Origin of the sequence: Janthinobacterium sp. YR213 (assembly GCF_900099875.1) — a bacterium.
GTDB lineage: Bacteria > Pseudomonadota > Gammaproteobacteria > Burkholderiales > Burkholderiaceae_D > Janthinobacterium > Janthinobacterium lividum.
On record NZ_FNDA01000002.1, the window covers coordinates 257511 to 278262 of the forward strand.

Below are 20752 nucleotides of genomic sequence, written 5' to 3' on the forward strand. Positions count from 1 at the left end.
TAAGGAATCAACATGTCCATTCTGATCAATAAAGATACCAAAGTCGTTACCCAAGGGATCACCGGCAAGACCGGCCAGTTCCACACCCGCGGTTGCCGCGACTACGCGAACGGCAAAGCTGCCTTCGTGGCAGGCGTGAACCCGAAGAAAGCCGGCGAAGATTTCGAAGGCATTCCTATTTTCGCCAACGTTACCGAAGCGAAAAAAGAAACCGGCGCCAACGTTTCCGTGATCTACGTACCGCCAGCAGGCGCGGCAGCGGCGATCTGGGAAGCTGTCGAAGCTGAAATGGATCTGGCCATTTGCATCACCGAAGGCATTCCTGTGCGTGACATGATGGCCCTGAAAGACCGCATGGCTAAAGCCAACAGCAAAACTTTGCTGCTGGGCCCTAACTGCCCAGGCTTGATCACGCCAGACGAAATCAAGATCGGCATCATGCCAGGCCACATCCACAAGAAGGGCCGTATCGGCGTGGTGTCGCGTTCGGGCACCCTGACCTATGAAGCAGTGGGTCAGCTGACCGCACTGGGCCTGGGCCAATCGTCGGCAGTCGGCATTGGCGGCGACCCGATCAACGGTCTGAAGCACATCGACATCATGAAGATGTTCAATGATGATCCAGATACCGACGCGGTCATCATGATCGGCGAAATCGGCGGTCCGGACGAAGCCAACGCGGCTTATTGGATCAAAGACAACATGAAAAAACCGGTCGTCGGCTTCATCGCTGGCGTAACCGCTCCTCCAGGCAAGCGCATGGGCCACGCCGGCGCGCTGATCTCGGGCGGTGCCGATACGGCACAAGCCAAGCTGGAAATCATGGAAGCTTGCGGCATCACCGTGACCAAAAACCCGTCGGAAATGGCGCGTCTGCTGAAAGCCATGCTGTAATTCCAGCCTGGTCATAGCAGTACAAAAAAGGAGCTTCGGCTCCTTTTTTTTGTCCGCAAGACTGGCCGATTCCCGGCCCGGGGGGACGGCGCTGGTCGGATACGGCCCAAATGCGTCGCTTTTCTTTCCACGTGCGCCGCCGCTGCCCGGGCGCGCCGCTGGCATGGTGCTTGCACCATGCACGGCGTGAGCAATGCACAATGGGAGGATACGATGCGCGCGCAAAGCGGATTTACCCTGATAGAGCTGATGATCGTGGTGGCCATCGCCGGTATCCTGGCGGCCGTGGCCATTCCCCAATATGGCGACTACACGATGCGGGCCAAGGTCAGCAATGTGCTGGCGGCCGCTGCCCCCTTGAAAACGGCCGTGGCCCTGTGCGTGCAGGAAAACGGCGGGCTGGCTACCGCCTGCAGCACCCCCACCCAGGCCGTGCCCAGCGCCATCCCCGTGTTCAGTGCCACGCGCGAAGTGGCCAGCGCCACAGTAGACAAGGGCGATATCGTGCTGACCCTGGCGGCCGACCTGGGCACGGGTATCGGCGGACAAACCGTGACGATGACCATGAAGCCGGGGACGAGCAGCCTGACCTGGTTCAATAGCACCACCGTGACGAATGCGGCAGCGAAGGAAGCGATTACCAAAAACAACATTCCCGACGTGACGCCGACGCTGTAAGTGGGGTCTGCCGCGCCAGCGTCAGACGATTTTTTGCCGGTCCGCGATCAGCGCTTCATAGGTGAGGTTTTGCAGCAGGGTGTAGTGGGTCGGTTCCAGATCGATGAATTGCACGCCATACGTATAGATTTCCGCCACGCCGGCGGCATGGCCATTCGACGGCTTGCCCACGCTGACGTTCTGGATGCGGGCGCGCGTGTTGACGCGCATCTGGTGCTTGTTCGGCTGCACCAGCAGGGTAAAGCTCAGTGCCACGCCTTCGTCATCGGGCGTGACCATGCTGGGCGCCTCGATCAGCGCGCCCGAGACGCTGAGGTTGACGATGAACACGGGCACGGCCGCCACATCGCGATAGCTGAGCTGCGCCGGAATCTCCACTTTCACGCGCATGGCCGTGCGCAGGCTGGTGCCTTGGATGGCGTCGGGAAAACTCAGGTGGACGTAATTGAGGGGGCGGCCAAAGATGCGCAGCACGCTGCAGGAAAACGAACAGACGGTGACGCCGGAAAACACGCGGATGGTCAGCTTGTCGCCCTCGTTGAGCACGATGGACGCGCCGTTTTCCATGGGAATCTTGACGATCAGGTACTCGTCTTTCACATAGCCGATCACGGTCGAGAAATGCTGGATGGGCTTGATGGTGCGGTGCGTGATGAACTGGATGCGTCCTCCCACCTGCAGATTCATGGCCTCGAATTCGAAGTCCTGGAGCTTGCTTTCCGCGGCGGGCTTGTTGCTTGTCATGCGATGCTCATCTGGATATGGACGACTCGCAGTATGCATGATTTCTTGATGAAAAAGCATTTATATCAATGAAATTCATATTGGCATCGAAAAATGCCATGCGCAGATGCAGGTACGCGATTCAGGCTTTACAATTGCGTCAATATTGACGAACGTAAACCTTATGCAACGCAGCTACTTCTGGACCATGTTGTTCTTGATCCTGCATCAAATCGACGCTGCCTACTGGAAAGAGTGGGAGATGTTTCATGTGCCGGGCGGCGTGCAGGGTTTTCTCGTGTTTAACCTGGCGGCGATTGCAGTGGTGCTGGCCGGTTACCGGCATGTGTTGCTGAACACCAGACACGCGTCCCGCTATGCGGCAGTATGCGCCGTTCTGGGCGTGGGAACGTGTCTGATCCATGCCGGCTTTGCGCTGGCGGGGCTGGAACAATTCCACTTGCCCCTGTCCGTGGCCGTCATCGCGCTATGCCTGCTGTGTGGCGCCTGGCTGCTGCGCGACTTGCGCCGCGTCAAGCTCCATCTTGCGCGCCAGGTAGCGTGATTACACCTCGGCGTGCCAGTCGCCCGATTTGCCGCCATGCTTTTCCAGCACGCGCACATTCGTCATGACCATGCCACGGTCGACGGCCTTGCACATGTCGTAGATCGTCAATAATCCGATCTGCACGGAAGTGAGCGCTTCCATTTCCACGCCCGTCTTGCCTGTGATATCCGCCTTGACGCTTAAAGGTACTGAATGCCAGGTACGCTTGGCAGACTATGTATATAGCATCCTTTTGTTTTCCTGCCATAGATTTCCGATTCATGAAGTGTACTGATTCATGTATTGATGACGGCTTTTGGTCAATGCCTTGTTGGTGATCTGAAGTTGTTGCTGATGCAGTGGATTATCAGCTATTCGCAGTCGCTGCCTTGCTTATCAAGTGCGTCAACAAGTCTGCAAGTCTGCAAGTCCCATCCTTCCTGCTTATTACTTGCCACCTTCTATTCTATTGCTGTTTTTGTATTTTGCATGGATTCATGTGAAGACAGCAATGTCATTTTTTCCTATAAGACATATCTTTCGATTTTTCTCAATAACGAGCGTTTTTTTATTCGATATATTTCAGGAGTGTTGTTAGTGCTTTCGGAGATGTATGAGCAATGTCCCCTTCATCCATGCTGCATGGAAGGTGACCTGAATGTGGACGCCTGCGAACACCGTATGCGCCAGACGTGATGTTTTTCTATGGATGTCAACATGACTTCAATGATGAAAAATCTTCGTTTGTTTAAGTATCTTCTCGGGCTATCTTGTATTTTGGTAATTGCCGCATGCGGCGGCGGTACTGGCAGTGCGCCTGACGCACCTGTAATTATTCCCGTTACCCCCGTCACCCCCGTTCCGCCTGTCACGCCGGTCATTCCGGTGATCCCGGTTACCCCGGTCATCCCAGTCACCCCGGCCCTGCCAATCATCCCAGTCATTCCCGTCACCCCCGCTATTCCTGATCCCTTGCCCGAACTACGAATTTTGGTCATCGGTCAATCGATATCGTCGAATTGCAATGAACATGTTTATCCTGCTGTGGATAATGTATTTCAGGTTGGTAAAGATGGCGTGATAAAAATCGCGAGCGATCCCTTTGAGTGGGCCGATTGTAAGAATGGATCAATGTGGATGCCGCTGGGGAAAAAGCTGATTGGAGCCGGTATCGCGCGTAAAGTGATTTTCATGCCGATCGGCGTGGGGGGAACCAAAGTGTCGGATTGGCAGGCAGGTGGAGTGGCATTTGGAAAACTCAACAGTGCAATCGGATTAATCCAGGCGCAAGAAATTAAATTTGATTTTGCGTTTTGGCACCAGGGTTCCTCGGATTTTGGTACAGGTAAGGATTTATATGTGCGACGATTGGGTGAGGTAATTGACTACGTCAATAGTAAAGTCAAGGTAAACCGCTGGATGATTGCCGTTCATTCGCGTTGCGGGATGGCATATGACCGTAATATCGAGTCTGCTCAATTAGTATTTGGCAATGCTCCTCATTTGAAGCGTTATCCCGGACCAAACACTAATTTGCTGGGTGATGAGTACAGGTTTGATGCTTGTCATTTCACCGAAAAAGGACAAGAAAGAATGGCGTCGATGTGGTTCGATTCAGTGAAAGCTGCTCTTGAATGACATCTGCACGAAGGCAACGCCCCTGTGCCCTTAGCCAGGCGATACACGCCATGGCGTTAGTGGTCCTGGCTCTTTTCATGGGAAGCGCCATGCATCTGCCTGCGTGCAGCATGTTGCCAAGCTAACGCCCTGACGGTACTGCGTACTCAAATCGTGGCTTGCCGCTGGAGCTCACACGGCCGCTGTCCAGTCGCCCGACTTGCCGCCATGCTTTTCCAGCACGCGCACATTCGTCATGACCATGCCCCGGTCGACGGCCTTGCACATGTCGTAGATCGTCAATAAACCGATCTGCACGGAAGTGAGCGCTTCCATTTCCACGCCCGTCTTGCCCGTCGTGTCGACCTGGGCGCGGCAGTGCACGCTGTTGGCCGCTTCGTCCACTTCAAAATCGACGGTGACGCGCGTGAGGGCCAGCGGGTGGCACAGGGGAATCAGGTCGCTGGTGCGCTTGGCGCCCATGATGGCGGCGATGCGGGCGATGCCCAGCACGTCGCCTTTCTTGGCGGTGCCGGAAATAATCAAGGCTAGGGTGGCGGGCTGCATGCGGATGGTGCCGGCGGCCACGGCGCTGCGGCGCGTGTCTTCCTTGCTGCCCACGTCCACCATATGGGCCTGGCCCGTGGCGTCGAAATGGGTCAGTTCCCCGGCGGGGGCTTGCTTGTCTGCTGTTGTCATGGCGTCAAAATAGGTGAGGGGTGGGGGCGCGGCACGCCGGACCACGACGTCATGCCACTGGCATGACGCATGCTTGGTGCGTGGGAATGGGGGCCGCGAACAAGGTATGATAGCACCCGTGAATTCAAAAACTTCCCTTCCGATTGTCCTTGAAAACGCCGCTGCGGCATGGCTGCGCGGCTCACGGCGCGTATCGGTGCTGGCCATCCTCTGCTGCGCTGCGCCCTGTGCGCTGGCGCAAACCTATACCTCCGCGCCAGCGGCGCCGGCTGCCAGCGTGTCCGCCAAGCCGGCCAGCAGCTGGACGCCGCTGGCCGTGCCGCCGGCGCCGAACCTGCCGAACCTGGGCGACACGTCGCGCGAAGACCTGTCGCCGGCGATGGAGCGCAAGATCGGCGAGGAAATCATGCGCGGCATCCGCGGCGACCGCGACTACCTCGACGATGCGCCCTTGCTGGAATATCTGAATACCTTCGGCAACGCGCTCGTGGCGGCGCGCCCCAGCGTGCGCGGCGAAACGAATTACGACTATTTCTTCTTTGCCGTGCGCGATCCCCAGCTGAACGCGTTTGCCTTGCCGGGCGGCTTCATCGGCGTGCACTCGGCCCTGGTTCTGGCGGCGCAAACGGAGGCGGAACTGGCTTCCGTGCTGTCGCACGAGATCGGCCACGTGGCGCAGCGCCATATCGCGCGCATGCTGGGCCAGCAGCGCCAGGATGCCCTGATGCCGCTGGCGGCCATGCTGCTGGCGGCGCTCGCTTCACGGGCGGGCGGCGACGTGGCGATGGGCGTGTTTGCCGCCGGCCAGGGCCTGGCCATCCAGCGCCAGCTCAATTTTGGCCGCGACGCCGAACGCGAGGCAGACCGCATCGGCTTCCAGATCATGGGCGAGGCCGGTTTCGATACCACTGGCATGGTGGCCTTCTTCGGCCGCATGCAGGCGGCCAGCCGTTCGTACAGCGACCTGATGCCCGCCTACCTGCAGACCCACCCGCTGACGACGGAGCGCATCGCCGACATCCAGGCGCGCATCCGCGAACAGCCCTACAAGCAGCGTGCGGACAGCCTGAGTTTTCACCTGGCCCGGGCCCGCGCCCGGGTGCTGCAGGATGAAAGCGTGCAAGGCCTGTTGAACGCCAAGGCCGTCTTCAAGACGCAGCTGGAACAGCAAAGCCGCTTCCAGGTGACGGCCGCCCACTATGGTTTGTCTTTCGTTGCCGTCAAGCAGGGCAAGCCGGCAGAGGCGCAAAAGGAACTCGATGCGGCCAATGCGGCCCTGCACCAGCCGGCCGGACCGAACGTGTTTACCTCGGGCGGCACGCAGGACCCCAATTCCCTGCTGGCGGCGATGGCGCTGGAAGTGCTGTTGATGCCGGCGCAAAAGAAGGAAGTGGCGCAACAGGCCCTGAAGGCGGCGGACGCTGCGCGCCAGCAGTTTCCCCTCTCGCGCGGCATTGCCCACCAGTATGCGGAAGCGCTGATGGCTGCCGGCAAGCTGGAGCAATCCACCCTGTATCTGCGCGACCAGGTGCAGCTCTACAAGGAAGAGCCGGAACTCTACGATTTACTGGCGAAAGCCTATGCGGACCAGGGCAAGATGACCTTGCAGCACATGGCGCTGGCCGAATCCTACGTGCTGCAGGGCGCCACCATGGCCGCGCTGGACCAGCTGACGATCGCCCGCAAGTCGACGGACGCGACCTTTTATGACCAGGCCGTGATCGATGCGCGCGAGCGGGAATTGCAGGCAAAGCGCCGCGAACAGATCAAGGACCAGAAGGGCTGACTCTTATTCGGCTTGCGGCGCCTGCTGGAAGCCGAAGGTCTGCGGTACGCTGGCATAGGCCAGCGGCTGCACGGCAATCTCCTTGCCGTTATGCAATAACATCAAATTGCCTTGCGCATCTTCCAGCCAGGCCAGCAGCGCTTCGTCGCCCACCGCTTGCCCTTCGAGGCGCAGCGCGGGCAGCACCTGGGCCATGTCGCGGTCATCGACCTGCGCGACGATATCGCCGTGGCGCAGGATTAGCGCGCCGTTATCGCACCAATACGCTTGCTCGATCTGTTCCAGCGGTGCACCCGTCTGCAAGACAAAACCGTCCTGCGGGTCGCTGCGGGCGATATACGGCGTCGCTTCCAGATTCAGATACACGCGCTGCGGGCCGTTCTGGAAAAACCAGCAACCGCGTTCGTCATGATCGTAATTGCGGTTGATAAATCCCAACAGGGCCACGTGGGCGATCTTGTCGCCCGGCAGTTGTTGCTGTTGCGCATGCTGGTCGCGCATGCGCCAGTGGCCGCGTGCGTCCAGGCCCAGCCAGCCGTAGCAGTGGGGCACGTTCGGCCATTTGGCCAGGGCCTGCTTGACGAGTTCATCCATGTGTAGCGTTTTCCGTGTGAGTGCGCGTGCCGTCAGCGTGACAGGTTTGCGGTGCCGATGGCGCCGTGTTGCCGCCTTCAAAAAAATGGATCAGGCGTTGCGGCAGCCAGCGTGTGCTTCCCGGCAACTTGCCAGCGGCAAAGCCGACGTGGCCGCCGTGGCGCGGATATTCGAGCGTGACCTGCGGCGCGGCGCTGTGCGGCAAGAAGCGCCCGGGCAGGAAGGGGTCATTTTGCGCATTCAGTACCAGCGTCGGCACGGTGATGTCGTGCAAGACGTGCTTGGCGCTGGCGCGGTGCCAGTAATCGTCGGCGTCGCGGTAGCCGTGCAGGGGCGCCGTGACGACATTGTCGAAGGCGTGCAAGTCGCGCGCGGCCAGCATGGCGTCGCGCGCGAACAGGCCGGGGAACTGTTCCAGCTTGGCCAGGCATTTCGGCTTGAGCGTGTTCAGGAACATGCGCGTGTAGAGCCGGTTGGCGCCGGAGGACAGGGCCTTGCCCCCTTGCGCCAGGTCCAGCGGGGCGGACACGGCCGCCGCCGCATCGATGAAATCGGCCTGGTGCTGCGACTGGCCCAGCCAGCACAGCAGGGCATTGCCGCCCAGCGACACGCCGGCCGCGTAAAATTTTCCCGTGGCGCGCGGGCGCAGCGTGCGCACGACCCAGTCCACTTCCTGCGCGTCGCCCGAATGGTAAAAGCGCGGCGCCAGGTTCGCTTCGCCCGAGCAGCCGCGGAAATGCGGCACGGCGCCCGACCAGCCGCGCGCAGCCACCTCGGCCATCAGGGCGCGCGCGTAATGGCTGTTCGACGAGCCTTCCAGGCCGTGGAACAGCACCACGAAGGGCTGGCCCGGCTGGCCATCGACCAGATCGACGTCGACGAAGTCGCCATCGGGCGCTTGCCAGCGTTCGCGGCGGAAGGCCACGGCCGGCTTGGCGAGGCACACGGCCGGATAAATCGTCTGCGCGTGGCCGCCAGGCAGCCAGAGCGGGGCGGTGTAGGGAGCGTTGTAGATAAGAGGCAAAGACATCAGTGCAGGATCTGCGTCCCCGCGGCGTCGGCCGGTGCGCCGCCGGGGGCGATGGAGGCGTGGTGCAGCACGATGCGCCAGCCGCGCGGCGTTTTTACATACACATTCGTGGCCAGCAGATGCGCCGGACCGCCTTCTTCCTGGGTGACGCCTTCGATCACCGTGTGCACTGAACTCATCAGATTGTGCGTTTCATGCAGCTGCGCCGGCACGATGTGCAGGCCGCCGCCCGCCAAAATGGTTTCCCACGAGGCGCGGATGGCGGCGTGGCCGATCAGGCGCGCGCCGCCCGGGTGGATGCAGACGATTTCTTCATCGTCGGCCCATAGCGCCATCAGCGCTTCGAGGTCGGCGCGGTGCAAGGCATCGTAGAACGCCGCTTCGACTTCGGCGGCGCTGCCATTGAGTTCTTTCAGACGTTTCATGACGACTCCGGCTTGATCGGTACAGCTAGCTGTGTAAATGAAAACGGCGCGCTGGGGGCGCGCCGCTGGGCAGTTTAATGATGGCCGGCGCTGGCGCCTTCCTTCAGGGTGTAGGCCGTGCCGCAGTAAGGGCACTTGGCGATACCGTCCTTGTTGAATTCCAGGAACACACGCGGATGCGACGACCACAGCGGCATGGCCGGGTTAGGGCAGTGGGCTGGCAGGTCTTTACTGTCGAGTTCGACCGCTGGCTGGGTGGTTTTTGTCATCTTGTCATGCTCCGTGAGGCTGTATGGAAGGAAGTCGGCTGCTGCCAAAACCACGATTTTAACGGATTCAGGCAGACAGCAAAAATCATGGCTAAAATGGCGGCTCGATCATCTTCGGCTGCGGCGCGGGTTTTTGCGGAAATATGGCAGCTGCAGCGCCACACTGACTGGATTTGCCTTGCCGGTATCACCGTTGCGGAGTCTTTCTCCGCGCACCATTGTTGTGCAGTTACCACAATACGCCTGCAGGAGCATCGCGTGAACGCCGTCCCGGCCGCCAGCGACGATGCCCTGCTGAAAGACGCCTGGCGCGCCGGGCTGAACCTGGGTGCGCCCACCCTGCTGGGCATCGGCGCCTGGGGCATGGTGGTGGGCGTGGCCATGGTGAAAAGCGGCCTGACTGTCGCGCAGGCGGGGGCCATGACCCTGTTCGTCTTTGCCGGTTCGGCCCAGCTCGCGTCCTTGCCGCTGCTGGCCGCGCAGGCGCCCGTGTGGGTGATCTTTGCCACGGCCCTCGTCGTCAATTTGCGTTTTGTCATCTTTTCCGTGCTGCTGGCGCCCCATTTTTCCCATCTGCCGTGGCGCCAGCGCTTTGCGCTCGGCTATGTGGCGGGCGACATCACGGTGGGCCTGTTCCTGCAGCGCTACCCCCATGAAACGCCGGACCCGGCCAAGCTGCCTTTCCTGAAAGGCTTGATCTATCCCAACTGGCTGGCCTGGCAAATCGGTTCCTTCATCGGCATCGTGCTGGGCGCTGTCGTGCCGGCCGAATGGGGGCTGGGCTTTGCCGGCACCCTGGCGATCCTGTGCGTGACGGTGCCGCTGATCCTCAGCCGCGCCGCCCTGTGCGGCGTGCTGGTGGCGGGCGCGGTGGCCGTGCTGGCCTTCAGTCTGCCGTATAAGCTGGGCTTGCTGGTGGCCGTGGTGGTGGGCATGGTCAGCGCCATGGCCGTGGAAGAGTTGACAGAAAAATGGACAAAACGCCATGTTTGACGGCATAGACTGGGGCAGGGCCGACGTGTGGATCGCCATCGCCGTGCTGGTAGTGGCGACAGCCGCCACGCGCAGCACCTTCTGGCTGATCGGCCATCACATCACCATTCCGCGCCGCGTGGGCGAGATGCTGCGCTATGCGCCGGCCTGCGCGCTGGCGGCCATCATCGCGCCCGACATGCTGATGGAGGGGCAGCAAGTACACCTTGAATTGTCGAATTTGAAACTGTTGTCCGGTATTGCCGCCACGCTCTTTTTTGTGATCCGCCGCAATATGCTGCAAACCATCGTGTTTGGCATGCTGGTTTTCACGGGCTTGCGACTGTTGCACGTTTTTCAGTAAAGCAGGACAAATCGGGGATTTGCGCTGGGCATTGCGGTAAAATAGCGCACTTCCTTCCACTCGTCATCTGGATCGCCATGTCAGCTGTTCTCAACTTCATTCGTCTGCAAGATTTGATCGCCCAAAATGCACTGCAAGGCAAGCGCGTGTTTATCCGCGCCGACCTGAACGTCCCGCAAGATGACAGTGGCAAGATCACCGAAGATACGCGCATCCGCGCCTCGGTGCCGGCCATCCGCGCCGCGCTGGACGCTGGCGCCGCCGTCATGGTGACGTCGCACCTGGGCCGTCCGACGGAAGGCGAGTTCAAGCCGGCCGACAGCCTGGCGCCCGTGGCCGCCCGCTTGTCCGAGCTGCTGGGCCAGGAAGTTGCATTGAAACAAAACTGGGTCGACGGTGCCGGCCTGGAATCCCTGGCTGCCGGCCAGGTCGTCCTGCTGGAAAACGTGCGCGTCAACAAGGGCGAAAAGAAAAACAGCGATGAGCTGGCGCAAAAAATGGCGACATTGTGCGATATCTACGTCAACGACGCGTTCGGCACGGCCCACCGCGCGGAAGCGTCCACGCACGGCATCGCCAAGTTCGCCCCCGTCGCCTGCGCCGGCCCGCTGCTGGCCGCCGAACTCGATGCACTGGGGAAAGCTTTGCACGCGCCAGCCCGCCCATTGCTGGCTATCGTTGCTGGTTCGAAAGTATCGAGCAAGCTGACCATCTTGAAAGCCCTGTCCGACAAAGTCGATAACCTGATCGTCGGCGGCGGCATCGCCAACACCTTCATGAAGGCCGTCGGCTTGAACGTCGGCAAGTCGCTGGTGGAAGCGGAACTCGTCGAGGAAGCCAAGGCCATCATCGAGATCATGGCCAAGCGTGGCGCGCAAGTGCCGATTCCTGTCGATGTCGTGTGCGCCAAGGAATTCTCGCCTGTGGCCATTGCCACCGTCAAGGACGTGGCCGACGTGGCGGACGACGACATGATCCTTGATATCGGCCCGAAAACGGCGGCCCTGCTGGCACAGCAGATCGCCGCCGCCGGCACCATCGTCTGGAACGGCCCGGTCGGCGTGTTCGAATTCGACCAGTTCGGCAACGGCACCAAGACCCTGGCCCTGGCCATTGCCGATTCGAAAGCTTTCTCCATCGCTGGCGGTGGCGACACCCTGGCGGCGATTGCCAAATACGACATTACCGATAAAATCAGCTATATCTCGACGGGCGGCGGCGCTTTCCTGGAGTTCCTGGAAGGCAAGACTTTGCCCGCAGTAGAAATTCTCATGCAACGTGCTGGCTGATAAAGCCTGACTGTAGTGCAATACCAAGCGCAGCCTGACCGCTGCGCTTTTACCTTGCCGGATGCAGCATCGAGCCGGCCTTTCACCTTCGCTCGCGCACAAGGACTCCTATGCCACGCGGTACAAAAATCGTAGCAACAATCGGCCCTGCCTCCACCGACTTCGATATCCTGGTGAAGATGATACGTGCGGGTGTCGACGTGGTGCGTTTGAATTTTTCCCATGGCAAGGCGCAAGACCATATCGACCGCGCGGCGCTGGTGCGTCTGGCGGCGGCCGAGTGCGGGCGCGAAGTGGCCATCATGGCCGACATGCAAGGGCCGAAGATTCGCGTCGGCAAGTTTGAAAACACGCGCATTCAGCTCGAAGCGGGCGAACGCTTCATCCTCGACGCCAAGTGGGGCGAAAACGGCGAACTGGGCAACCAGGAACGGGTTGGCCTCGACTACAAGGCCCTGCCGCGCGACTTGCACAAGGGCGACGTGCTGCTGCTGAACGACGGCCTCATCGTGCTGATCGTCGAGCGCATCCACGGCAGCGAAATCCACACCACCGTCAAGATTGGCGGCGAGTTGTCGAACAACAAGGGCATCAACCGCCAGGGCGGCGGCCTGTCCGCGCCCGCGCTGACGGCCAAGGATATGGAAGATATCAAGACGGCCATGAGTTTCCAGGCCGACTATCTGGCCATTTCCTTCCCGAAATGCGCGACCGACATGGAAATGGCGCGCCAGCTGGCCAATATCGCCGGCGAACCGTACCACCACAAGCCGATGATGATCGCCAAGATCGAGCGCGCGGAAGCTATTCCCGCGCTGCAGGAAATTCTCGATGCGTCTGACGGCATCATGGTGGCGCGGGGCGACCTGGCAGTGGAGGTGGGCAATGCGGCCGTGCCGGCCTTGCAGAAACGCATGATCAAGATGGCGCGCGCGTCGAACAAGCTGGCCATCACGGCCACGCAGATGATGGAATCGATGATCGTCAACGCCGTGCCGACGCGCGCGGAAGTGTCCGACGTGGCGAATGCCGTGCTCGACGGCACGGACGCCGTCATGACGTCGGCCGAAACGGCCTCGGGCAAGTACCCGATCGAGACGGTGGAAATGATGGCCGCCATCTGCGTGGACGCGGAACAGTCCGAATACAACAAGCTCGATGCCGATTTCCTCAACGTCACATTTACCCGCATCGACCAGTCGATCGCGTATGGCGCGCTGTTTACGGCCCACCACTTGCGCGTGAAAGCCATCGTGGCGCTGACGGAATCGGGTTCGACCGCCTTGTGGATGAGCCGCCACAGTATCGATACGCCGATCTATGCGCTCACGCCCAGCGTGACGACTTTGCGCAAAGCCGCGCTGTACCGCAATGTTCGGGCGTATCATCTGATGCAGAACGCCCCCAGCGCGCAAGTGCTGAAGCAGGCGGAAGAGCTGCTGGTGGCGCAGGGCATCGTCCGCAAGGGCGACATGATCGTCGTCACCTGGGGTGAGCCGATGGGCCAGGTGGGCGGCACGAATGCCTTGAAGATTGTAACAGTGGGCGAATTTGAATAAGGCCCAAGAATTCAGGCGCCGGCGCGGTTATTGACCACCGCGAAGCGCCGCAACGGTTTCTATTGTTATCTGGAGTATTACCATGTCTCTCGTATCCATGCGTCAACTGCTGGACCATGCCGCCGAAAACGGTTATGGCATTCCTGCTTTCAACGTCAACAACCTGGAGCAAGTGCAAGCCATCATGGCTGCCGCCGATGCGCTCAACAGCCCGGTGATCATGCAAGCGTCCGCTGGCGCGCGCAAGTACGCCGGTGAAGCGTTTCTGCGCCACCTGATCGACGCCGCCGTCGAAGCGTATCCGCACATCCCCGTCGTCATGCACCAGGATCACGGCCAGTCGCCGGCCGTCTGCATGGCTGCCATCCGTTCGGGCTTCACGTCCGTGATGATGGACGGTTCGCTGGAAGCGGACGGCAAGTCGGTCGCATCGTACGAATACAACGTGGAAGTGTCGCGTGAAGTGGTGAAATTCTCGCACGCCATCGGCGTGACGGTGGAAGCGGAACTGGGCGTGCTCGGTTCGCTGGAAACCATGAAGGGCGACAAGGAAGACGGCCACGGCGCCGACGGCACCATGACCCGCGAGCAACTGCTGACGGACGTGGCGCAAGCGGCCGACTTCGTGCAGCGCACCCAGTGCGACGCCCTGGCGATCGCCATCGGCACCTCGCATGGCGCCTACAAATTCACGCGCAAGCCAACGGGCGACATCCTGGCCATCGACCGCATCAAGGAAATCCACGCGCGCATCCCGAACACCCACCTGGTGATGCACGGTTCCTCGTCGGTACCGCAGGAATTGCTGGCCATCATCCGCGAATTCGGCGGCGATATGAAGGAAACCTACGGCGTGCCAGTCGAGGAAATCCAGGAAGGCATCCGTCACGGCGTGCGCAAGATCAACATCGACACCGACATCCGCCTGGCGATGACGGCCGCGATCCGCAAGTACCTGTTCGAGAACCCGTCGAAATTCGACCCGCGCGACTTCCTGAAGCCAGCCCGCACCGCCGCCGAGCAAATCGTGCGCGCGCGCATGCAGGCTTTCGGCTGCGAAGGCCAGGCGTCGAAAATCAAGGTCATCACGATGGAAAAAATGGCCGAGCGCTACAAGGCCGGCGAGCTGTCGCAAATTGTGAAGTAAAATTCTGTCTGGAACGGGCCGGATGCAATGCTCCGTGCCCGACTTTCTCGACCGGCGGGCACCCCCTGCCTGCCGGTTTCGTTTCATCCAACTATTCCCCCGCTATGAACAGCCTCTATCAGACTTCCATCCACTCCCTGCCATTGCTGGGCCACGGCAAGGTCCGCGACAACTACGCCGTTGGCGACGACAAGATCTTGATCGTCACCACGGACCGCCTGTCGGCCTTCGATGTCGTCATGAACGAGCCTATCCCCGGCAAGGGAAAGGTTCTCAACCAGATGAGCGACTTCTGGTTCGAGAAACTGGGCCATATCGTGCCGAACCACCTGACCGGCGTGGCGCCGGAATCCGTGGTGGCGCCCGAGGAAGTGGAGCAAGTCAAGGGCCGCGCCGTGGTGGCCAAGCGCTTGAAACCGATCATGGTCGAGGCAGTCGTGCGCGGCTACATCATCGGTTCGGGCTGGAAAGATTACCAGGACACGGGCAGCATCTGCGGCATCGCCTTGCCAGCCGGCCTGCAGCAAGCGGAAAAACTGCCGGAACCGATCTTCACCCCGGCGGCCAAGGCTGAACTGGGCGAGCATGATGAAAACATCAGCTTTGCTGAAATGGAAGAGCGCATCGGTGCCGACCTGGCCGCCAAGATGCGCGACGTCGCCATTGCCCTGTACAAGACGGCCGCCGAATACGCTGCCACGCGCGGCATCATCATCGCCGACACCAAGTTTGAATTCGGCCTGGACGACAATGGCGTCATGCATCTGATGGATGAAGTGCTGACGGCCGATTCGTCGCGCTTCTGGCCTGCCGATTCGTATCAGCCTGGCATTTCGCCACCGTCGTTCGACAAGCAATTCGTGCGCGACTACCTGGAAACCCTGACCTGGGGCAAGACCGCACCGGCGCCAGCCCTGCCGGCCGAGGTCATCGAAAAAACCCAGGCCAAGTATTTCGAAGCCATCGAACGCCTGACGGGCGAGAAGCTGAAGGCCTGAGATGAGCGAGCAAAATAAGCCGCTGGTCGGCGTCATCATGGGTTCGTCCTCGGACTGGGACGTGATGCAGAACGCGGTGGCCATCCTGAAACAGTTTGGCGTGCCGTACGAAGCGCAAGTCATTTCCGCGCACCGCATGCCCGACGAAATGTATGCGTACGCGAAAAGCGCGCGCGCGCGCGGCTTGCGCGCCATCATCGCCGGCGCCGGCGGCGCGGCCCACCTGCCTGGCATGGTGGCCGCGATGACCATCGTCCCGGTACTGGGCGTGCCCGTGCCATCGAAATACTTGCGTGGCGAAGATTCCATGCTGTCGATCCTGCAAATGCCCAAGGGCGTGCCGGTCGCCACCTTCGCCATCGGCGAAGCGGGCGCGGCAAATGCGGCGCTGACGGCGGTGGCGATGCTTGCAGCCAATGACGACGCCCTGGCCGAAAAGCTGGAAGTCTTCCGTACCACGCAAACGGCCGCCGCCAAGGCCATGGTCTTGCCTGAATAATGTGTTTGAAAAATAATGAATAGTAAATCGACTTCCCCATTGCTGCCCGCCGCTCATCCACCGGCGTGGCTGGGCGTGATGGGCGGCGGCCAGCTCGGCCGCATGTTTGCCCAGGCCGCCCAGAGCATGGGCTACCAGGTAGCTGTACTGGAACCGTCCGATGCCTGCCCTGCGGGGCAGGTGGCGCAGCGCCTCGTCAATGCCGGTTATGACGATGTGGCGGGTCTCGACGCCCTGGCGGCACAATGCCTGGCCGTCACCACGGAATTCGAAAACGTGCCGGCCGACAGCCTGTCGCGCCTGGCCAACCACATCTTCGTGGCACCGGATGCCCACGGCGTGTCGGTGGCGCAGGACCGCATCGCGGAAAAGCGTTTCTTTGTCGACTGCGCCGCCAAGTCGGGCGTGCTGCCGGCGCCGCACATGGTCATCGCCACGCAGGACGACATCGACCGCATCGGCGACGACTTGCTGCCGGGCATACTGAAAACCGTGCGCATGGGCTATGACGGCAAGGGCCAGTTCCGTGTGCGTACGCGCGACGATGTGCGCGCCGCCTTCGCGGAAATGGGACAAGTAACTTGCCTGTTGGAAAAGATGCTGCCGCTGGCGTATGAAGTGTCGGTGTTGACGGCGCGTGGCGTGGACGGCGAATCGGTCGTGTATCCGATCGCCGAAAACGTGCACCGTGACGGCGTGCTGTTTACCACCACCGTGCCGGGCCCGAACGTGTCGGACGACTGCGCCGCCAAGGCGCAGCGGGCGGCGCAAGCCATGGTTGCCGAACTCGGCTACGTTGGCGTGCTGTGCATCGAATTTTTCGTGCTGGACGACGGCAGCCTGGTGGTCAATGAAATGGCGCCGCGTCCCCACAACAGCGGCCACTACACGATGGACGCTTGCGTCACCAGCCAGTTCGCGCAGCAGGTGCGCGCCATGGCGCGTCTGCCGCTGGGCGACGTGCGCCAGCATTCGCCGGCCGTGATGCTCAACATCCTGGGCGACGCCTGGTTTGCCGACGGCAGCGATGTCGCCTGCGAGCCGGCGTGGGACCAGGTGCTGGCGCTGCCGGGCGCCTGTTTGCACCTGTATGGCAAGGATGACCCGCGGCGTGGCCGCAAGATGGGCCACCTGACCTTCATCGCGGCGACCTTGCAAGAGGCGCAGCAGCGCCTGCATGACGCTTGCCTGATCCTGGGAATCGCGCCGTGAGCGTGCCCGCACACGATCTGGCAGCGGCCGCTGCCGTGCTGGAGGCGGGCGGCCTCGTCGCTTTCCCGACGGAAACGGTGTATGGCCTGGGCGCCGATGCGGAAAACCCGGCCGCCGTGGCGCGCATCTATGAAGCCAAGGGCCGTCCATCGGACCACCCCGTGATCGTGCACGTGGCGCCCGGCGCCGACCTGGCGCACTGGTCCGACGACATTCCCGTGGAAGCGCAGCAACTGGTGGCTGCCTTCTGGCCTGGTCCGCTGACCCTGATCGTCAAGCGCGCCGCGCATATCCCCGACGCCGTTTCCGGCGGCCAAGACACGGTGGGTTTGCGCTGCCCGTCGCATCCGGTGGCTATCGCATTGCTACGCACCTTCAAGGGCGGCAACGGCGGCCTGGCGGCACCGTCGGCGAACAAGTTCGGCAATGTCAGCCCGACCACGGCGCAGCATGTGCGCGATGAATTCGCGGCGGAACTCGATAGCGGCTTGCTGGGCCTGGTCCTCGATGGCGGGCAGAGCGACGTGGGCATCGAGTCGACCATCGTCGACCTGTCGCGCCTGGCCACGCACGGTCCCGTGCTGTTGCGTCCCGGCCATATCAGCAGCGAGCAGATCGCTGCCGTCATTGGCCGCGCACCGGCCGTGGCGGACGCAGCTGCGCCGCGCGCCTCGGGCACCCTGGAATCGCACTACGCGCCGCACACGCCTGTTGCGATGCAACACAGCGACGACGTGGGCGCCACCTTGAACCGCCTGCTCAATGACGGGCGCCGCGTGGCCCTGATCCACTACTCGGATCTGCCGCCGGCCAGCGCCAGCGTGCGCCTGGCGGCGATCCCGGAAAATTACGCACATGCGCTGTATGCCTCGCTGCGCACAATGGACCAGGTCGGTGCCGAGCTGATACTCGTCGAAGCACCGCCCACCGGCCCCGCGTGGCTGGGCGTGAATGACCGCTTGCGGCGTGCCGCGTTCGGCTCAAGTGGTATCTTGCAGCAATTCCTGTCCCCATCATAAAAAGCCCCGCAAGGGGCTTTTTCTTGATGCAGCGCAATAGCGATGCTTGCCACGAAACATAGTAAATCCTCCATAATTCAGCGGATCGCCCGGTTGTGACAGGGCACCAGCGGTGTTGTTATTCCGTTGATTTTTAAAACATATTTTCTATACAAGCCTGAGGAACGATGGCATATTAGTTGGGTAGCGAATAGCACGCCCGTTCGTTTAGAAACCAGAAAAAAGACCGAGGAGACAAAATGCATCAAACAAAATTCGCGCTGGCCGTGCTGGCTGCGGCTGTCCTGGCAGGTTGCGGCGGTGCCAGTGGCGGTGATCAAACCTTGAAAGTCAAATACACGGCGCAGGTGTCGTTCGGCGACAGCCTGTCCGACGTCGGCTCGTATGCCGTGGGTACGGTGGCGGCGAAAGGTGGCGGCAAGTTCACCATCAATGGCGACAATACCAAGATCAATCCTGAACTGACGGGCAAGAACTGGACCGAGCACCTGGCCGCGCAATTCGGCCTGGCCGCGCCATGTGCTGCCGAGACTGGGTTGGAAGGCAATGCGGCGCAGGGCTTGGCCGTTGCCCGCGTCAAGCATGCAGGCTGTTTCGGCTACGCCATGGGTGGTTCGCGCGTGACCAATCCGGTTGGCCCGAACAACAAGGCGACGGGCAGTCCGCTGGGCGCCCTGACCGTGCCCGTGGTGACGCAGATCGCGAACCACCTGGCTGTTTCCGGCGGCAAGTTCAGCGGCACGGAAGCCGTTTTCGTGATGGCAGGCGGCAATGACGTGCTGTATCAGCTGGGCGCATTGCAAACGGGCGCGACTGCCGCTGGCCAGGCTGCTGGCGCGGCCGCTGGCGCCCAGGCCTTCGCCACCAACCTGACCATGGCCCTGGCGGCCGGCGCCACCAACCCTACCACGGCAGCGGCTGCCATCGGCGCCGCCGTCAAGACGGCCAGCGCGGCGCCTGGCGCCACGTCGGCGACCATCGTTGGTGCCGCCGTGCAAGCTGCTGTCATTGCCGGTAATACGGCCGTCGCTTCGCCGACCGTGTATGGCCCGCTGGTCGCCAAGGCACAAGCCGATGCGACGGTGACGGGCAATGCTGCCGGCGCCAAGGCTGGCGCTGAATTTGCTGCGGCGAACGGCCCCGCGCTGGTTACGGCAATGGGACAGGCCGGCAAGGAACTGGTGGCACTGATCACCAATCAGATCATCGCCAAGGGCGCCAACTATGTGGTGGTCAACAACCTGCCGGACGTGGCCGGTACGCCATCGGGCTTGAGCAAGGATGCCAATACCAAGGCGCTCATCAATGCCATGGTCAGCGCCTTCAATGGCGAACTCAAGGCGGGCTTGACGGGCAATGCGAAAGTCTTGCTGGTCGACGTGTTTGCCGTCAGCCATGACCAGGGCACCAATCCTGGCCCGTATGGCTTGACCAACGTCAGCGAGACGGCATGCGACCTGAGCGCACCGGGCAATATCCTGGGCAGCTCGCTCGTGTGCAATGGCTCGAACCTGAAAGCGGGCGACGTCAGCCACTACTCGTATGCCGACGATGTGCATCCTACGCCGTTCAACAACCTGTTGCTGGCCCGTTATGTGGCCAAGGACATGGTCGTGCGGGGCTGGCTGTAAGGGATGGCCGCACCGGCTGTGCCTGGGAGGCGCGGCCGGTGCCGGCAGCGACAAGACTCGAAAGCGGAACACTTCGCACATATTGAATCAGGAGACAAGATGAAGAATCGTTTGAATACCGCTGTACGCGTGCTGGCCGCGGCAGCCGCGATGGCCATGGCGACGGGCGCTTCGGCGCAAAGCGCAGGCACCTGGATGGCCAAGGCTGGCCTCAACAAGATCACGCCGCACGTGGACAGTGGCGACATTTCCGCGCCGGCACTGCCGGGCACCAAGGCCGACGTCAAGTCGGATACCAAGCCCATCCTGACTTTTGCCTACATGATCACGGACAATATTTCCGCTGAAATGATCCTGGGTGTACCGTACAAGCATGACTTGATCGGTGACGGTTCCATCAAGGGCACGGGCAAGCTGGGGACGGCGGAAGCCTTGCCGCCGACGGCCTTCATCCAGTACCGTTTCTTCCAGCCTAATGCGATGATCCGCCCTTACGTGGGCGCGGGCTTGACGTATGCATATTTCCAGAAGGAAAAAGGCTCGGGCCAGATGACGGCCTTGCTGGATCCGGGTGGAAAACCAGTGACCTACCGCATGGACAACAAGCTGGCTGGCAGTCTGGTGGTCGGCAGCACCTTGGCCATCAATGAGCGCTGGTTTGCCGACGTGGCCGTGGTCAAGACCTACCTGAAAACCAGGGCGAAATTCTCGACGGGGCAGACGCAGGATATCAAGCTCGACCCGGTTGCCGTGAGTGTCAGCATCGGGTATAACTTTACCCTGTAAAACAAAAAATCCGC

22 protein-coding genes and 1 pseudogene are annotated in these 20752 nt (G+C 61.4%); 16 read left to right on the forward strand and 7 right to left on the reverse strand.

Annotated elements, in window-relative coordinates; translation table 11 throughout:
* The first annotated feature begins 12 nt into the window (after positions 1-12).
* Positions 13-894: a succinate--CoA ligase subunit alpha gene (gene sucD / locus BLT98_RS10350; RefSeq protein ID WP_034746085.1), complete on the forward strand. Its 882-nt coding sequence runs from the start codon at positions 13-15 to the stop codon at positions 892-894.
* A 213-nt stretch (positions 895-1107) separates the two neighbouring features.
* Complete coding sequence (locus BLT98_RS10355; RefSeq protein WP_092608610.1) at positions 1108-1572, forward strand: pilin; 465 nt, start codon at positions 1108-1110, stop codon at positions 1570-1572.
* A gap of 21 nt (positions 1573-1593) precedes the next feature.
* Here BLT98_RS10355 and BLT98_RS10360 read toward each other — a convergent pair whose 3' ends face one another.
* Entirely contained in the window at positions 1594-2316 is a 723-nt protein-coding gene (locus BLT98_RS10360; protein WP_092607430.1) for a flagellar brake protein, read from the reverse strand.
* A 163-nt stretch (positions 2317-2479) separates the two neighbouring features.
* On the opposite strand from BLT98_RS10360, the gene BLT98_RS10365 reads away from it, so the two are divergent.
* A complete protein-coding gene (locus BLT98_RS10365) occupies positions 2480-2860 on the forward strand; it encodes a DUF6713 family protein (RefSeq protein ID WP_092607433.1) in 381 nt (126 codons plus the stop codon).
* On the opposite strand, the pseudogene BLT98_RS10370 reads toward BLT98_RS10365, so the two are convergent.
* Positions 2861-3058 (reverse strand): annotated as a pseudogene (locus BLT98_RS10370) (cyclic pyranopterin monophosphate synthase MoaC); the annotation flags it as partial.
* 501 nt (positions 3059-3559) lie between these two features.
* Here BLT98_RS10370 and BLT98_RS10375 point away from each other — a divergent pair.
* Positions 3560-4480 carry a sialate O-acetylesterase gene (locus tag BLT98_RS10375; protein WP_139179205.1) on the forward strand — a complete coding sequence of 307 codons (921 nt, stop codon included), beginning with the start codon at positions 3560-3562 and terminating at the stop codon, positions 4478-4480.
* A 171-nt stretch (positions 4481-4651) separates the two neighbouring features.
* On the opposite strand, the gene moaC is transcribed toward BLT98_RS10375, so the two are convergent.
* Positions 4652-5158 carry a cyclic pyranopterin monophosphate synthase MoaC gene (gene moaC / locus BLT98_RS10380; protein ID WP_034780632.1) on the reverse strand — a complete coding sequence of 169 codons (507 nt, stop codon included), beginning with the start codon at positions 5156-5158 and terminating at the stop codon, positions 4652-4654.
* 196 nt (positions 5159-5354) lie between these two features.
* Between moaC and BLT98_RS10385 the strand changes: the two genes are divergently transcribed.
* A complete protein-coding gene (locus BLT98_RS10385) occupies positions 5355-6944 on the forward strand; it encodes a beta-barrel assembly-enhancing protease (protein WP_092607439.1) in 1590 nt (529 codons plus the stop codon).
* A gap of 3 nt (positions 6945-6947) precedes the next feature.
* Here BLT98_RS10385 and BLT98_RS10390 read toward each other — a convergent pair whose 3' ends face one another.
* The 4 genes from BLT98_RS10390 to BLT98_RS10405 form a co-directional block, all read right to left on the reverse strand.
* On the reverse strand, positions 6948-7538 hold the full coding sequence (locus BLT98_RS10390; RefSeq protein WP_092607442.1) for a DUF2946 family protein: 591 nt from the start codon (positions 7536-7538) through the stop codon (positions 6948-6950).
* On the reverse strand, positions 7531-8568 hold the full coding sequence (locus BLT98_RS10395) for a YheT family hydrolase (RefSeq protein ID WP_092607445.1): 1038 nt from the start codon (positions 8566-8568) through the stop codon (positions 7531-7533). The genes BLT98_RS10390 and BLT98_RS10395 overlap by 8 nt, the downstream gene beginning before the upstream one ends.
* Entirely contained in the window at positions 8568-8993 is a 426-nt protein-coding gene (locus tag BLT98_RS10400; RefSeq protein WP_034746103.1) for a YybH family protein, read from the reverse strand. Before BLT98_RS10400 ends, BLT98_RS10395 begins: the two co-directional genes overlap by 1 nt.
* A 74-nt stretch (positions 8994-9067) precedes the next feature.
* Positions 9068-9262 carry a zinc-finger domain-containing protein gene (locus BLT98_RS10405; RefSeq protein WP_034780619.1) on the reverse strand — a complete coding sequence of 65 codons (195 nt, stop codon included), beginning with the start codon at positions 9260-9262 and terminating at the stop codon, positions 9068-9070.
* A 258-nt stretch (positions 9263-9520) separates the two neighbouring features.
* Here BLT98_RS10405 and BLT98_RS10410 point away from each other — a divergent pair, with 258 nt between their 5' ends.
* The 11 genes from BLT98_RS10410 (at position 9521) to BLT98_RS10460 (ending at position 20738) form a co-directional block, all read left to right on the forward strand.
* Positions 9521-10255, forward strand: a complete 735-nt coding sequence (locus BLT98_RS10410; RefSeq protein ID WP_092607448.1) for an AzlC family ABC transporter permease — start codon at positions 9521-9523, stop codon at positions 10253-10255.
* Positions 10248-10598, forward strand: a complete 351-nt coding sequence (locus BLT98_RS10415; protein ID WP_034780613.1) for an AzlD domain-containing protein — start codon at positions 10248-10250, stop codon at positions 10596-10598. Before BLT98_RS10410 ends, BLT98_RS10415 begins: the two co-directional genes overlap by 8 nt.
* 77 nt (positions 10599-10675) lie before the next feature.
* Positions 10676-11887: a phosphoglycerate kinase gene (locus tag BLT98_RS10420; protein WP_092607451.1), complete on the forward strand. Its 1212-nt coding sequence runs from the start codon at positions 10676-10678 to the stop codon at positions 11885-11887.
* Between the two features lie 110 nt (positions 11888-11997).
* On the forward strand, positions 11998-13446 hold the full coding sequence (pyk, locus tag BLT98_RS10425; protein WP_092607454.1) for a pyruvate kinase: 1449 nt from the start codon (positions 11998-12000) through the stop codon (positions 13444-13446).
* A gap of 82 nt (positions 13447-13528) precedes the next feature.
* Positions 13529-14593 carry a class II fructose-bisphosphate aldolase gene (fba, locus tag BLT98_RS10430; RefSeq protein WP_010401625.1) on the forward strand — a complete coding sequence of 355 codons (1065 nt, stop codon included), beginning with the start codon at positions 13529-13531 and terminating at the stop codon, positions 14591-14593.
* A gap of 104 nt (positions 14594-14697) precedes the next feature.
* On the forward strand, positions 14698-15591 hold the full coding sequence (locus tag BLT98_RS10435) for a phosphoribosylaminoimidazolesuccinocarboxamide synthase (protein WP_092607459.1): 894 nt from the start codon (positions 14698-14700) through the stop codon (positions 15589-15591).
* Between the two features lies 1 nt (position 15592).
* The gene (purE, locus tag BLT98_RS10440; RefSeq protein WP_092607462.1) at positions 15593-16090 is read left to right on the forward strand and encodes a 5-(carboxyamino)imidazole ribonucleotide mutase; all 498 of its coding nucleotides are present in this window, start codon (positions 15593-15595) and stop codon (positions 16088-16090) included.
* Between the two features lie 15 nt (positions 16091-16105).
* Complete coding sequence (locus BLT98_RS10445) at positions 16106-17302, forward strand: 5-(carboxyamino)imidazole ribonucleotide synthase (protein WP_092607465.1); 1197 nt, start codon at positions 16106-16108, stop codon at positions 17300-17302.
* Entirely contained in the window at positions 17299-18321 is a 1023-nt protein-coding gene (locus BLT98_RS10450; protein WP_092607468.1) for an L-threonylcarbamoyladenylate synthase, read from the forward strand. The genes BLT98_RS10445 and BLT98_RS10450 overlap by 4 nt, the downstream gene beginning before the upstream one ends.
* Before the next feature lie 239 nt (positions 18322-18560).
* Entirely contained in the window at positions 18561-19952 is a 1392-nt protein-coding gene (locus BLT98_RS10455) for an SGNH/GDSL hydrolase family protein (protein WP_092607470.1), read from the forward strand.
* Positions 19953-20051: 99 nt separating this feature from the next.
* Positions 20052-20738, forward strand: a complete 687-nt coding sequence (locus BLT98_RS10460) for an OmpW/AlkL family protein (RefSeq protein WP_170846356.1) — start codon at positions 20052-20054, stop codon at positions 20736-20738.
* Positions 20739-20752 lie beyond the last annotated feature (14 nt).

Coding starts and splice junctions, on each gene's coding strand:
- sucD (WP_034746085.1), top strand. CDS start 13: ATGTCCATTCTGATCAATAAAGATACCAAAGTCGTTACCCAAGGGATC.
- BLT98_RS10355 (WP_092608610.1), top strand. CDS start 1,108: ATGCGCGCGCAAAGCGGATTTACCCTGATAGAGCTGATGATCGTGGTG.
- BLT98_RS10360 (WP_092607430.1), bottom strand. CDS start 2,316: ATGACAAGCAACAAGCCCGCCGCGGAAAGCAAGCTCCAGGACTTCGAA.
- BLT98_RS10365 (WP_092607433.1), top strand. CDS start 2,480: ATGCAACGCAGCTACTTCTGGACCATGTTGTTCTTGATCCTGCATCAA.
- BLT98_RS10375 (WP_139179205.1), top strand. CDS start 3,560: ATGACTTCAATGATGAAAAATCTTCGTTTGTTTAAGTATCTTCTCGGG.
- moaC (WP_034780632.1), bottom strand. CDS start 5,158: ATGACAACAGCAGACAAGCAAGCCCCCGCCGGGGAACTGACCCATTTC.
- BLT98_RS10390 (WP_092607442.1), bottom strand. CDS start 7,538: ATGGATGAACTCGTCAAGCAGGCCCTGGCCAAATGGCCGAACGTGCCC.
- BLT98_RS10395 (WP_092607445.1), bottom strand. CDS start 8,568: ATGTCTTTGCCTCTTATCTACAACGCTCCCTACACCGCCCCGCTCTGG.
- BLT98_RS10400 (WP_034746103.1), bottom strand. CDS start 8,993: ATGAAACGTCTGAAAGAACTCAATGGCAGCGCCGCCGAAGTCGAAGCG.
- BLT98_RS10405 (WP_034780619.1), bottom strand. CDS start 9,262: ATGACAAAAACCACCCAGCCAGCGGTCGAACTCGACAGTAAAGACCTG.
- BLT98_RS10415 (WP_034780613.1), top strand. CDS start 10,248: ATGTTTGACGGCATAGACTGGGGCAGGGCCGACGTGTGGATCGCCATC.
- BLT98_RS10420 (WP_092607451.1), top strand. CDS start 10,676: ATGTCAGCTGTTCTCAACTTCATTCGTCTGCAAGATTTGATCGCCCAA.
- pyk (WP_092607454.1), top strand. CDS start 11,998: ATGCCACGCGGTACAAAAATCGTAGCAACAATCGGCCCTGCCTCCACC.
- fba (WP_010401625.1), top strand. CDS start 13,529: ATGTCTCTCGTATCCATGCGTCAACTGCTGGACCATGCCGCCGAAAAC.
- BLT98_RS10435 (WP_092607459.1), top strand. CDS start 14,698: ATGAACAGCCTCTATCAGACTTCCATCCACTCCCTGCCATTGCTGGGC.
- purE (WP_092607462.1), top strand. CDS start 15,593: ATGAGCGAGCAAAATAAGCCGCTGGTCGGCGTCATCATGGGTTCGTCC.
- BLT98_RS10445 (WP_092607465.1), top strand. CDS start 16,106: ATGAATAGTAAATCGACTTCCCCATTGCTGCCCGCCGCTCATCCACCG.
- BLT98_RS10455 (WP_092607470.1), top strand. CDS start 18,561: ATGCATCAAACAAAATTCGCGCTGGCCGTGCTGGCTGCGGCTGTCCTG.
- BLT98_RS10460 (WP_170846356.1), top strand. CDS start 20,052: ATGAAGAATCGTTTGAATACCGCTGTACGCGTGCTGGCCGCGGCAGCC.